Annotated in this window: 8 protein-coding genes; 7 read left to right on the top strand and 1 reads right to left on the bottom strand. The window is 66.6% G+C overall.

Annotated elements, in window-relative coordinates; translation table 11 throughout:
- Window positions 1–8: 8 nt before the first annotated feature.
- Entirely contained in the window at window positions 9–878 is an 870-nt protein-coding gene (locus I0D00_RS15775; protein ID WP_213640782.1) for a LysR family transcriptional regulator, read from the bottom strand.
- Window positions 879–1,013: 135 nt separating this feature from the next.
- On the opposite strand from I0D00_RS15775, the gene I0D00_RS15770 reads away from it, so the two are divergent.
- The 7 genes from I0D00_RS15770 to I0D00_RS15740 all read left to right on the top strand — a co-directional run bounded on the left by I0D00_RS15770 (window position 1,014) and on the right by I0D00_RS15740 (window position 12,995).
- Window positions 1,014–2,066, top strand: coding sequence for an agmatine deiminase family protein (locus I0D00_RS15770; protein ID WP_213640781.1), 1,053 nt, complete (start codon window positions 1,014–1,016; stop codon window positions 2,064–2,066).
- 5 nt (window positions 2,067–2,071) lie between these two features.
- On the top strand, window positions 2,072–2,989 hold the full coding sequence (aguB, locus tag I0D00_RS15765; protein WP_213640780.1) for an N-carbamoylputrescine amidase: 918 nt from the start codon (window positions 2,072–2,074) through the stop codon (window positions 2,987–2,989).
- The gene (locus tag I0D00_RS15760; RefSeq protein WP_213640779.1) at window positions 2,982–4,082 is read left to right on the top strand and encodes an extracellular solute-binding protein; all 1,101 of its coding nucleotides are present in this window, start codon (window positions 2,982–2,984) and stop codon (window positions 4,080–4,082) included. Before aguB ends, I0D00_RS15760 begins: the two co-directional genes overlap by 8 nt.
- Before the next feature lie 48 nt (window positions 4,083–4,130).
- Window positions 4,131–5,795 (top strand): amidohydrolase, encoded by a 1,665-nt coding sequence (locus I0D00_RS15755; RefSeq protein ID WP_213640778.1) that lies wholly within the window; start codon window positions 4,131–4,133, stop codon window positions 5,793–5,795.
- A 136-nt stretch (window positions 5,796–5,931) separates the two neighbouring features.
- Complete coding sequence (gene hrpA / locus I0D00_RS15750; RefSeq protein ID WP_213640777.1) at window positions 5,932–9,939, top strand: ATP-dependent RNA helicase HrpA; 4,008 nt, start codon at window positions 5,932–5,934, stop codon at window positions 9,937–9,939.
- 18 nt (window positions 9,940–9,957) lie between these two features.
- Entirely contained in the window at window positions 9,958–10,482 is a 525-nt protein-coding gene (locus tag I0D00_RS15745; protein ID WP_213640776.1) for a DUF3087 domain-containing protein, read from the top strand.
- A 779-nt stretch (window positions 10,483–11,261) separates the two neighbouring features.
- The gene (locus I0D00_RS15740) at window positions 11,262–12,995 is read left to right on the top strand and encodes a BCCT family transporter (protein WP_213640775.1); all 1,734 of its coding nucleotides are present in this window, start codon (window positions 11,262–11,264) and stop codon (window positions 12,993–12,995) included.
- Window positions 12,996–12,999 lie beyond the last annotated feature (4 nt).

Below are 12,999 nucleotides of genomic sequence, written 5' to 3'. Positions count from 1 at the left end.
GGCGTTTTTTATGCGCCGGTGTTTTCCTCCAGGGCGCCGCGCAGCCAGGCGCAGAAACCGCGGGTCAGCGGGCTGCGCTCGCTGTCGCGGTGGATCAGCCAGGCCCAGCTGGGGCCGCGCACGCGCTGCTCGGCCAGGGGCTGCAACAGGCCGCAGGCTTGGGCCTGCTCGGCCAGCAGCTGGCTGACCAGGGCGATGCCCAGGCCCTGGCAGGCGGCGTCCAGCAGCAGGCCGGGGTCGGAGAAGTTCAAACCGTGGCCCTGCTGGCCGACGTCGACCCCGGCTTCCACTTCCCAGTGACTCCAGTCCATCTCCCGCTCGCCGTGCAGGGTGCTGCGCGCGGCGGCGGGCATCTCCAGCAGCCTGGGGTGGCAGGCCGGGTAGAGGCGATCGCGCAGCAGCACCCGGAAGCTGCACTCGGCCTGGGCGGCGATGTCGTCGCGCACGGCGATGTCGATGGTCTGGCTGGCCATGTCCGGTGCCTCGTCGGTGGTGAACAGCCACAGATCGATCTCGGGGTGGCGACGCTGGAAATCGCCCAGGCGCGGCAGCAGCCAATGGCGGGCGAAGGCCGGCGTGGTGTTGACCACCAGCTGGTTGGGCTTGCGGTACTGCTCCAGCCGGCGAATGCCCACGGCCAGTTGTTGCAGCAGCGACTGGGTGGTGCTGAGCAGGTCGTAGCCGGCGTCGGTCAGGCTGACGCTGCGGCCGCTGCGATGGAACAGCGGTTGTTCCAGATAGCCTTCCAGGCTGCGGATCTGCTGGCTGATGGCCGATTGGGTGAGGTGCAGTTCTTCGGCGGCCTTGTGGAAGCTGCCCAGGCGGGCGGCGGCTTCGAAGCCGCGCAGGGCGTTCAGCGGCGGCCAGTGCTTGAGCATGTTTGATAAGTCCTTCTAATCATTTGTGGGCAAAATCCATCGTTTGTTCTGTGATTTTTAGAGGCCTAGCATGGGTGTCATGGCCGCTTTGGCGGTTTTCAGTGATAACAACTACTTAACTGAAAGGCACTCGTCATGCAACAGAACGACACGCAGCAGAACGCCTGGTACATGCCGGCCGAATGGGTTTGGCACGCCGCTACCTGGATGGTCTGGCCGCATAACCAGGCGCTCTGGGAGAACACCTGGGGGGTGACCCTGGCCCAGGTGCAGGCCGACTTCGCCCGGGTGGCCAACGCCATCGCCCGCTTCGAGCCGGTCAGGCTGGTGGTCGATCCCAGCGCCCTGGCGTCCGCCCGGACGCTGTGCGGGTCGGGTGTCGAACTGGTCGAGCTGGCGGTCAACGACAGCTGGTGCCGCGACAGCGGGCCGAGCTTCGTCTGCCATCCGCAGCTGGGCCTGGCCGGGGTCAGCTGGCGTTTCAATGCCTGGGGCGGCAAGTCGGCCCATGACCTGGACGAGAGCCTGGCCCGACGTGTGCTCAACGGCCTGGGCCTGGAGTGTTTCGGTACGCCGCTGGCCAACGAGGGCGGCGCCATCCATGTGGATGGCGACGGCACCCTGATCACCACCGAGTCGGTGCTGCTCAATCCCAATCGCAATCCTGGCCTGAGCAAGGCCGAGATGGAGGCCATCTTCGCCCGCCTATTGGGCGTGCAGAAGACCATCTGGCTGCCAGGCGATCCCGACCATGTCACCGGCGACATGACCGACGGCCACGTCGACGGCGTCTGCGCCTTCGCCCGACCCGGCGCGCTGCTGGTGGACGCCACCCATGAGCAGTCCTCGACCTATGCCGAGGTGGTGCGCGAGAATCGCCGCGCCCTGGAGCTGGCCACCGATGCCCGTGGGCGCCGGTTCGAGCTGCTCGAGCTGTTTGATGCCAGCGATGCGCTGGACAGCACGGCCGAGGTGTTCTGCGCCTCCTACACCAACTTCTACATCGCCAACGGCGCCGTGATCATGCCGGCCTACGGCATCGCCGCCGATCGGGTGGCCGCCGAGACCCTGGCCATGGCCTTCCCGGGGCGTGAAGTGGTGCCGGTGCGGATCGACCACCTGGCCCATGGCGGCGGCGGGGTGCACTGCATCACCCAGCAACAGCCGGCCTGGCCGCTGAAGGGGTGAGGGGCATGAGCAAACTGTGCATCGCCACCACCCAGTTCGCCTGCAGCTGGGAGCTCGGACGCAACCTCGACCAGGCCGAGCGGCTGGTGCGCCAGGCGGCCGCCCGGGGCGCCCAGGTGATCCTGCTGCAGGAGCTGTTCGCCACGCCCTATTTCTGCATCGAGCAGGACCACAAGCACCTGGCGCTGGCCGAGGAGTACGGCAACAGCCGGGTGCTCAAACGCTTCGCCGTCCTGGCCCGGGAGCTGGGCGTGGTCTTGCCGCTGTCCTGGTTCGAGAAGGCCGGCAATGCCTATTTCAATTCCCTGAGCGTGGCCGACGCCGACGGTCGCTTGCTCGGTGTCTACCGCAAGACCCATATTCCCAACGCCATCGGCTATCAGGAGAAGGAGTATTTCAGCCCCGGCGACACCGGTTTCCGGGTCTGGGACACCGCCTTCGGTTGCCTCGGGGTGGGCATCTGCTGGGACCAGTGGTTCCCCGAGACCGCCCGTTGCCTGGCCCTGCAGGGCGCCGAGGTGCTGCTGTTCCCCACCGCCATCGGCTCCGAGCCGGGGGCCGCGGCGCTGGATTCGCGCGATCACTGGCAGATGTGCATGCGGGGCCATGCCGCCGCCAACATCCTGCCGGTGGTCGCCGCCAACCGCGTCGGCCGCGAGGTGGCGAGCAACGACCCCGAGCTGGCGATGAGTTTCTACGGCTCCTCGTTCATCACCGATCACAAGGGCAAGACGCTGGTCGAGGCCGACCGCGATTCGACCGGCATGCTGGTGCAGACCCTGGATCTGCCGGCCATGCGCGAAGAGCGCCTGACCTGGGGCATCTACCGCGATCGTCGCCCGGAGATGTACGGCCCCCTGCTGGGCCTGGACGGTCGTCAAACCCATGTGCGCTGGACGGCGCGAGGAGTTCACGATGAATAAGCACAGCAAACCGCTGGCCGCGTTGGCCCTGGGCCTGGGGCTGCTGAGCCAGCCGCTGCTGGCCGAGGAGAAGGTGCTGCACCTGTACAACTGGGCGGACTACTTCGCCGAGGACACCCTGACCAAGTTCACCGCCGAGACCGGCATCCGCGTGGTCTACGACCTGATGGACAGCAGCGAAACGCTGGAGGCCAGGATGATGTCCGGCGGCAGCGGCTACGACCTGATCTTCCCCGGCGACACCGTGGCCGAACGGCTGATGCGCGCCGGCGCCCTGCAACCGCTGGACAAGGCCAAGCTGACCGAACTGGAGGACATCGAGCCGGGCCTGCGGGCGCTGCACGCGCAGTACCCCAAGTCCCGCGATGCCACGGTGCCTTACACCTGGGGCACCATCGGCCTGACCTACAACGCCGAGATGATCCGCCAGCGCGCGCCGGGCGCGCCGGTGAACAGTCTGGACATGTTGTTCAAGCCGGAGCTGGCGGCCAGGTTCGCCGACTGCGGGATCTCCCTGATCGACTCCCCCGACGAAGTGCTGGCGGTGGCGCTGCACTACCTGGGGCGCGACCCGCGCAGCGCCAAGCCTGAGGACCTGGAGGCGGCGCAAGCCCTGCTGATGCAGCTGCGCCCCTATGTGACCAAGCTGCAGTCGCAGCCGGTCACCGATCTGGTCAACGGCGACCTGTGCCTGTCGCTCGGCTACAGCGGCGACATGACCCAGGCCCAACGCACGGCAGACGCCGCCGGCAAGCAGGTGGACTTCCAGTACCGCATCCCCAGCGAGGGCTCCGCGGTGTGGATGGACACCATGGCGATCCCCGTGGACGCCAAGCATCCGGAGTGCGCCTACGCCTTCATCAACTTCGTCATGCGCCCGGAGCACATGGCGGCCATCTCCAACTTCACCGGCTACCCCACCTCCAACGCCAAGGCGCGTGCCGCCGTCGACCCGCAGATGCGCGACAACCCGGACATCTACCCGAGCGAGGCCAGTTACGCCCGGCTGTTCCCCGGCAAGGACATCCCGCAACGCGACATGCGTGCGCGCATGCGCACCTGGACCAACTTCAAGACCGCCACCGCGCAGTAGTTCGCGCCAGTGCGGCGGTGGCACCGATATCGAAGGATGAGGCTTTTTATGCGAGTTGTTCCGAGTCTGACCGGCCTGCTGATGCTGGCCAGTTCCGCCCTGCAGGCCGCCGAGCCGGCCGCCAGGCTGTTGCACAACGGCAAGGTCTACACGGTGAACGAGCAGCAGCCATGGGCCAGCGCCCTGGCCATCGCCGAGGACGGGCGCATTCTCGCCGTGGGCGATGGCCAGGCGCTGCAGGCCTATGTCGACGCGCAGACCGAGCGGGTCGACCTGCAGGGGCGCCTGGTGCTGCCGGGTTTCCAGGATACCCACGCCCATGTGCTGGATGCCTCCTCGCAGGCCCAGGGCGATTGCACCCTCAGCCCCGGGGATGGGGTGGAGCGGTGGCTGGAGCAGCTGGAGGAGTGCAACGCCGAGGACGAGGGCGACTGGCTGGTGGGTTGGGGCTTCGCCCTGCATAGCCTGCTGGAGGAGGACGAAGCCCCGCGCGACCTGCTCGACGCCGTGGTGGCGGACCGCCCGGTGACCCTGATGGAGGAGACCTCGCACGCCTACTGGCTCAACTCCAAGGGCCTGGAACTGGCCGGCATCGATGCCGACAGCCCCGACCCGGTCGGCGGTGTGATCATGCGCGACGAGGGCGGTCGGCCCACCGGCCTGGTGCTGGACAATGCCGGCGACCTGGCGCTGGACCAGGCCCTGCCGCCGTCCAGGGCGCTCGCAGAGGTCTATTATCAGGCGGTGCTGACGGGCCAGGACCAACTGGCCAGCAACGGCATCACCTCGGTGGCCGATGCCAGGGTGTTCTGGCGCCGGGGCCATCTCGAGGCCTGGCAGAAGGCCGCCCAGCGCGACGAACTTAAGGCGCGCACCGCCCTGGGCTTGTGGGCCTATCCGTCGCTGGACGACGAGCAGCAGCTGGCCGAACTCAAGTCCCTGTATCGACCCGGCGATGCGCACAGCCTGCTGCGGGTCAACCAGGTCAAGTTCTACGTCGACGGCATCATCCACAACACCACCGCGCGGCTGCAGCAGCCCTATCAAGAAAGCCTGCCGGGGGTCGAGCCCAAAGGGCTGTACTACTTTGGTCCCGAGCGGTTGCGACGCTATGTCGGCGAGCTGTCCGAGGCTGGCTTCGACATGCATATCCATGCCATCGGCGACCAGGCGGTGGGCGATGCCCTGGACGCCATCGAGGCCGGCGGCGGCCAGGGGCGGCACCGCCTGACCCACGTCGAGCTGGTGGACCAGGCCGACCTGCCGCGCTTCAAGCAGCTGGATGTTACCGCCGACTTCCAGCCAAGCCGTTACTTCGCGCCGCCTTTCCTCAAGGACAACGAGCCGCTGATCGGTCAGCGCGCCTATCGACTGCTGCCGCTGGGCCAGCTGCATGACAGCGGCGCGCGGGTCACCCTGAGTTCCGACTGGGACGTAAACCCCTTGTCGCCCCTGGGCATCATGCACAACGCCCTGAGCCTGGGCGAGCGCAGCCTGCCCAGCCTGGAGGCGGCGGTGCGCGCCTACACCCTGGACGCCGCCTACAGCCTGCGTCAGGAGCAGCACACCGGCTCGCTGGAAGTGGGCAAGCAGGCCGATCTGGTGGTGCTGGACCGCGACATCTTCCAGCTGCCGCTCGCGCAGCTCGGCAAGACCCGGGTGCTCTGGACCCTGCTCGGCGGCGAGGAGGTGTTCCGCGCCACGGGCTTCTGACGGTATCGGGTCGAGGCCGGGGTCGTGTCGGCTTGGGCGCATGGGGCCGGGAAATCTGCGACAATCGCCGGCTAATTTTCCCGCTGGGAGCGGGCGCCGTTGGCGTCCCCTTCAGCCCGACTGCATCACGGCCCCGATGACCGACCAGACTCCCGCCTTCGACCTCCTGCTGAAGAACCTCGATCAGGCGCTGATCGCCGACCGTCACCGCCTGCGTCGCCAGCTGCATGAGCTGCGCAAGCCGGCGACCCAGGATCAGGCCAAGCTGGCGCAGTGGCTGGAGCGCTTCCAGGCCTCCGTCGCCAAGGTCGAGGCGCGTCGCCTCAGCGTGCCGGCCATGCGCTACGACGACGCCCTGCCGATCGCCGCCAAGCGCGACGAGATCAAGGCCGCTATCAGCAAGCATCAGGTGGTGGTGATCGCCGGCGAGACCGGCTCGGGCAAGACCACCCAGCTGCCGAAGATCTGCCTGGAGCTGGGCCGCGGCACCCACGGCCTGATCGGCCACACCCAGCCGCGCCGCCTGGCCGCGCGCAGCGTGGCCACCCGGGTGGCCGAGGAGATCGGCACGCCGCTGGGCGAACTGGTGGGCTACCAGGTGCGCTTCGAGGACCAGAGCAACGAGCGCAGCCTGATCAAGCTGATGACCGACGGCATCCTGCTGGCCGAGACCCAGCACGACCGCTTCCTCGACAAGTACGACACCCTGATCGTCGACGAGGCCCACGAGCGCAGCCTGAACATCGATTTCCTGCTCGGCTACCTGAAGACCCTGCTGGCGCGCCGGCCCGACCTCAAGCTGATCATCACCTCGGCGACCATCGACCTGGAACGCTTCTCCCAGCACTTCGGCGGCGCGCCGGTGGTGGAGGTGTCGGGGCGCACCTACCCGGTGGAGACCTGGTACCGGCCGCTGACCGCCGAGCAGGACGAGGAGGGCAACCGGGTCGAGGAGGACCTCTCGGTGGACCAGGCGATACTCGCCGGCCTCGACGAGCTGGCCGCCTTCGAGCGCAGCGAGGGCAAGCGCCCCGGCGACGTGCTGGTGTTCCTGCCCGGCGAGCGGGAGATCCGCGACTGCGCCGAGGTGCTGCGCAAGGCCAACCTCAGGCACACCGAGGTGCTGCCGCTGTATGCGCGGCTGACCCCGGCCGAGCAACAGAAGATCTTCCAGCCCATGGCCGGGCGCAAGATCGTCCTGGCCACCAACGTCGCCGAGACCTCGCTGACCGTGCCGGGCATCCGCTACGTGATCGACAGCGGCACCGCGCGCATCAGCCGCTACAGCTACCGCGCCAAGGTCCAGCGCCTGCCCATCGAGGCCGTGTCCCAGGCCAGCGCCAACCAGCGCAAGGGCCGCTGCGGGCGGGTCGAGCCGGGCATCTGCATCCGCCTGTACAGCGAGGAGGACTTCCTCGCTCGCCCCGAATTCACCGACCCGGAGATCCTGCGTACCAACCTGGCCGCGGTGATCCTGCAGATGCTCCACCTGCGCCTGGGCGAGGTCGACGCCTTTCCCTTCATCGAGCCGCCGGACGGCAAGGCCATCAGCGATGGCTACACCCTGCTGCAGGAGCTCTCGGCGGTCAGCCGCGACGGCCAGCTGACCCCCCTGGGCCGCCAGCTGGCGCGCCTGCCGGTGGACCCGCGCATGGGCCGCATGGTGCTCGAGGGCGCCAAGCAGGGCAGCCTGGAGGAAGTGCTGATCATCGCCAGCGCCCTGTCGGTGCAGGATGTGCGCGAGCGCCCGTCCGACCGCCAGCAGGCCGCCGACCAGGCCCACGCCCAGTGGAAGGACGTCGATTCGGACTTTGCCGCCCTGATCAACCTGTGGCGCGGCTTCGAGGAGCAGCGCCAGGCCCTGGGTTCCAACGCCCTGCGCAGCTGGTGCCGGAAGAACTTCCTCAACTACCTGCGCCTGCGCGAGTGGCGCGACGCGCACCGCCAGCTGACCCTGATCAGCCGCGAGCTGCAGCTCAAGGCCAAGGCGCCGGAGGGCAAGCCGGCCAAGCCGGAGCCCGGCAAGGGCCCGGACGCTGCCCGCGAGTCCGCCAAGGCCGTCAAGGACGAGGCCCAGCAGCGCAGCATCGACTACGCCAAGGTACACAAGGCCATCCTCAGCGGCCTGCTCAGCCAGATCGGCCAGAAAACCGAAGACGGCGACTACCTCGGCGCGCGTCAGCGGCGCTTCTGGATTCATCCCTCCTCCGGCCTGGGTAGAAAGAAACCCAGCTGGCTGATGACCGCCGAGCTGGTGGAGACCAGCAAGCTGTTTGCGCGCATGGTGGCGAAGATCGAGCCGGACTGGATCGAGCCCCTGGCCGGCCACCTGATCAAGAAGAATCACCTGGAGCCGCACTGGGAGAAGAAGCGCGGACAGGTGGTGGCCTACGAGCAGATCAGCCTCTACGGCATGATCGTGGTCGGCCGTCGCCCGGTGCACTACGGCCCGATCGACCCGGTGGTGTCGCGCGAGCTGTTCATCCGCGAGGGCCTGGTCGGCGGCGAGATCCACTCCCGCGCCCGCTGCCTGTCGGCCAACCGCCAGCTGCTGGAAAAGCTCGACGAGCTGGAGGCCAAGGCCCGGCGGCGTGACATCCTGGCCGACGAGGAAACCCTGTTCGCCTTCTACGAGGCGCGCCTGCCGGCCGACATCTACCAGACCGCCAGTTTCGACAGCTGGTACAAGCGCGAGAGCGCCGGCAATGCGCAGCTGCTGATCATGCGCGAGGAAGACGTGCTGGCCCGCGACGCCCGCGAGGTCACCGCCGCGCAATACCCCGACAGCCTGCACCTGGGCGAGCTGCAACTGCCGTTGTCCTATCACTTCGAACCCAATCATCCGCGCGACGGCGTCACCCTGCGGGTGCCGGCGCCGCTGCTGCCGCAGCTGCCCGGCGAGCGCCTGGAGTGGCTGGTGCCGGGCCTGCTGGAGGCCAAGTGCGTGGCCCTGGTGCGCAACCTGCCCAAGGCGGTGCGCAAGAACTTCGTGCCGGTGCCGGACTTCGTCGGCGCGGCCCTGGCCAAGATCGCTTTCGCCGAGGGCAGCCTGCCCGCCGCCCTGGGCCGCGAGCTGCTGCGCATGACCGGGGTGCGCGTGGCCGAGGAGGCCTGGACCGATGCCGCCGCGCAGATCGAGGGCCACCTGCGCATGAACATCGAGGTGGTCGACAGCCATGGCAAGCCGCTCGGCGAGGGGCGCGACCTGGCCGAGCTGTGTGCCCGCTTCAGCGAGGCCAGCCAGGCCGCGCTGGCCCTGCCGAAGACCGAGAAAGCCCAGCAGCCGGTGCAGGCCAAGGCCTTCGCCGAAGTGGCCGAGAAGGCCCAGCAGAAGGTCGCCGGGCTGTCGATGACCGTCTACCCGGCGCTGGTGGAGGAGGGCGGAGAGGTCAAGGAAGGGCGCTTCCCGACCCAGGCCGAGGCCGAGTTCCAGCACCGCCGCGCCCTGCAGCGCCTGCTGTTGCAGCAACTGGCCGAGCCGGCCAAGTACCTGCGCGGCAAGCTGCCGGGGCTGACCGAGCTGGGCCTGCTGCACCGCGAGATCGGCCGCATCGAGGCGCTGGTCGAGGACATCCTCCTGGCCAGCCTGGACAGCTGCATCCTCGAGGGTGAAGCGAGCCTGCCCCGCGACGGCGCCGCCCTGGCGGCCCTGGCCGAGCGCAAGCGCGGCGACTGGACGGCCCACGTCGAACGCCTGGCCCGCCTGTGCCTGGAAATCCTCAAGCTGTGGCACGGCCTGCAGAAACGCTTCAAGGGCAAGATCGACCTGGCCCAGGCCATGGCGCTCAACGACATCAAGCAGCAGCTCGCCAACCTGGTCTACCCGGGCTTCGTGCGCGAGACGCCGGGCGAGTGGCTCAAGGAACTGCCGCGCTACCTCAAGGCCATCGAGCAGCGCCTGGACAAGATCGGCGCCCAGGTGCAGCGCGACCGGGTGTGGAGCGGCGAGCTGGCCGGCTACTGGGAGCAGTACCAGGCGCGCCTGGGCAAGCACCGCCAGGAGGGCAAGCGCGATCCGCAGCTTATCCAGTACCGCTGGATGCTCGAGGAGTATCGGGTGTCGCTGTTCGCCCAGCAGCTGGGCACCAAAATGGCGGTATCGGACAAGCGCCTTAGCAAGCAGTGGAGCGCGGTCGAAGCCTGACCGCGCCAGGAGTACTAGATGTTCGAAATCCAGCCCATGAACCCCGAGCACTACCGCCAGCAGACCCGCCGCAGCACCCTGCTGATCGTGGCCCTGTTCCTGCTGCTGGCGATGCTCTGCGCCACGGCCAGCAGCCAGCTGTTCGGCACCCCCGGCGGCGACAACTTCAAGTGGAACCTGATCGGCGTGCTCGCCGGCCTGGCCCTGACCGTCGCCTTCGTGCGCCTGCAGCTATGGTCGCGCCCGTTCATGGCGGCGGCGGTGTACGGCTGGCGGCTCAAGCGCAGCCTGATGCGCGTGACCAACCAGATGCACCGGGTCAAGGCCGGGGTGGCGGCCGGCGACGAGAGCGCCATGAAGCTGCTGCGTTTCTATCACCTGGGCCTGACCCAGATGCACCAGCTGGACGGCAACAGCAGCGAACTCGGGCAACTGGTGCGCGAGATCGACGCGCACCGCGAGGCCATGGCGCAGCGCGGCCTGGACCCGCAGCAACAGCGCCTCGACCCGGCCTGGCTGGAGGCGGTCAAAGGCTGCCAGTGAGCCGCTGGCGCTCGCTGATGCGCGGCCATCGCGCGGCTCAGCAGGCCTGTCGAGGGGGCTCTTGGTGGGGCTCACCCTGATCTAGTTAGTCTGGATCGTCGGCAGCCGGCCGAAAGAACAAAATCGACTCCGCACGGCCGAGCGCAGAAGTAGGTGAGCAAGGCAATGTTGTCCACTCGACGTGGTCCTCAAGTTCGCGCCGGGTGGATGGTTGTCCTCTGGAAAGCCACGTAATGCTTTCCCGCAGTATCAGCGAAACTGCCCGTCGAGGAGCTTAAACTGCGCAAAAGTAAAACAGAAACTTACTAACTGGGTTCTCTTTTAGCCTTGCGTTGGCCGTGATAACGATCAGCCCAACACACTGCATTTCACTCGACGACATTCTCGTCATCAGTCGTGGCATAAGTTTTACTAATGCCAGTCATTAGCCTGTAAGCGGTTTACAGCCCTATCGGCGCTGGGCATCATCAAGTGCTTAGCCATTCGTAGACATAAATAAAAATAAGAGCGTCTGCCGCCAGCGCTAGCCGGCACGGACGCGATTGCACTATCAAAAAACCTGCCCAAAGCCAAAGCATCGCCGCAACTCAGCAAGCGTCCGCTATTCAATGCGCAATATCGGACGTCAGGTCAGATGGAGGGATATGTCCGTTGCCAGACTGAGGAACATGAACCTACAGCCCCACGGAGGATAACTGGGACTTTCTTTCCAGCCACTATTAGGTCATGAAAAACACAATAACAAGGACTCATCCAACACACTCTTGCGAGGAAAGCCCATGCTCTCCAATGAACGTCTAGATGCTCTTATCGAGCAGAGAGGCATATTAAAAGGGTTGAATCCGACCCTTGGTATAACCGCCATCACCATGATTGTGTTTTTCATGCTGTATGCGATCTTGCTCGGCAAGACGGCCAGCGAACAGTTTCTTGGACTGAAGACCTGGATCGAAAGCACCTTGGGCTGGTACTACGTGCTGATGATGTTTCTGGCCTTCGTGGTTTGCATGTACATCACCTGCTCGCGCGTCGGCAAAATACGCCTCGGGCGCGATGACGACAGGCCAGAATTCAGCAATTTCGCCTGGTTCTCGATGCTTTTCGGCTGCGGCACCGGCGCCGCCTTGCTGTTCTTTGGCGTGTCCGAGCCGATGATCCACTTCGCCAGCGACTGGAGCGGCGGCAACCCCTTCCTCAGCCATGAGGTGAAGTCAGCGGTTGCGGCCTTCTTCGACGCCAAAAGGATCGCACTGGAGCAGGGACTGTTGCCCGGCGACGAAGGGTTTCCGGTTCCCAGCGACCTGGTCGCCGAAGCCGCGGCCGGCGGCATCAAGCTGACCATTTTCCACTGGGGCACCATCGCTTGGGCCATGTACGGCATCGTCGGCGTATCGCTGGCGTACTTCGCCTTCCGCAAGGGCCTGCCGCTGTCGATGCGCTCGGCGCTCTATCCGCTGATCGGCGACAGGATCTATGGTCCGATCGGACATACCGTCGACATCCTGACCGTATTCGGCACCATCTTCGGCATCTCCACGACGCTCGGACTCGGCGTCGAGCAGATCGGCGCCGGCCTGATCTCGCTCGGCCTGCTGGAGGAAAGGTCCCAGACCGTCACCGTACTGTCGATCGTCCTGATCACCGTCGTCGCGACGCTCTCGGCGACCAGCGGCGTCGCCAAGGGCATCAAGCAGCTGTCGACGCTGAATTCCTGGATCTGTATCGCGATACTGTCCTACTTCATGCTGGCCAGCGACACCAACTACCTGATCGCCAGCTCGGTCACCGCCATGGGGGATTACCTCTCCGACGCCGTCTCGATGACGCTCTGGACCGCACGCAGCCCCGAAGAGCGTACCTGGCAGGGCGGCTGGACCATCTTCTACTGGGGCTGGTGGATCGCCTGGGCTGGCTTCGTCGGCATGTTCATCGCGCGCATCTCCCGCGGCCGCACCATCCGCGAGTTCATGCTCGGCGTGATGTTCATCCCGTCGGTAGTGGCCCTGGTCTGGTTCGGCGTGCTCGGTTCCGCGGGCATCAACGAAGCCATCTACGGCACCGACATGAGCATCTACGATGCCGCCGTCAACAACTGGGACTATGCCGGCGCCTTCTACAACATCTTCGATGTGCTGACGCCGGGTATCACCGCAACAATCGCCAAGGCCGCGGCACTGGGCGTGGTGGTTATTTTCTTCGTCACCTCTGCCGATTCCGGCACCCTGGTGCTGGGCCGACTGCTGGCGTTCGGCCGTCGCCCGCCGGTGCAGCAGCGCATCATATGGGGTTCGGTACTGGGTGGAGTGACGCTGATCCTGCTGCTCGTCGGCGGAGACCAGGCCATGAAGTCGCTGCAGGCGGCGTCGATCGCCGGCGCTCTGCCCTTCACCTTTGTGCTGCTGGCCATGATAGCGGGGCTGGTCAAGTCGCTGCGCGAGGACAGTGAAACCATGGTCGACAGCGAGGAGCACATCAAGCGCATGATCGAGCGGGAGGTCGCCGACCTGTCATAGCGTG

The sequence above is a fragment of the Pseudomonas lalucatii genome, assembly GCF_018398425.1.
GTDB lineage: Bacteria > Pseudomonadota > Gammaproteobacteria > Pseudomonadales > Pseudomonadaceae > Aquipseudomonas > Aquipseudomonas lalucatii.
The sequence above is the reverse complement of the archived record's forward strand: the minus strand, read 5'-3'. Positions and strand labels throughout refer to the sequence as shown.

Excerpts from the sequence above, each read along its gene's own strand:
- I0D00_RS15775 (WP_213640782.1), bottom strand. The coding sequence starts at position 878 with ATGCTCAAGCACTGGCCGCCGCTGAACGCCCTGCGCGGCTTCGAAGCC.
- I0D00_RS15770 (WP_213640781.1), top strand. The coding sequence starts at position 1,014 with ATGCAACAGAACGACACGCAGCAGAACGCCTGGTACATGCCGGCCGAA.
- aguB (WP_213640780.1), top strand. The coding sequence starts at position 2,072 with ATGAGCAAACTGTGCATCGCCACCACCCAGTTCGCCTGCAGCTGGGAG.
- I0D00_RS15760 (WP_213640779.1), top strand. The coding sequence starts at position 2,982 with ATGAATAAGCACAGCAAACCGCTGGCCGCGTTGGCCCTGGGCCTGGGG.
- I0D00_RS15755 (WP_213640778.1), top strand. The coding sequence starts at position 4,131 with ATGCGAGTTGTTCCGAGTCTGACCGGCCTGCTGATGCTGGCCAGTTCC.
- hrpA (WP_213640777.1), top strand. The coding sequence starts at position 5,932 with ATGACCGACCAGACTCCCGCCTTCGACCTCCTGCTGAAGAACCTCGAT.
- I0D00_RS15745 (WP_213640776.1), top strand. The coding sequence starts at position 9,958 with ATGTTCGAAATCCAGCCCATGAACCCCGAGCACTACCGCCAGCAGACC.
- I0D00_RS15740 (WP_213640775.1), top strand. The coding sequence starts at position 11,262 with ATGCTCTCCAATGAACGTCTAGATGCTCTTATCGAGCAGAGAGGCATA.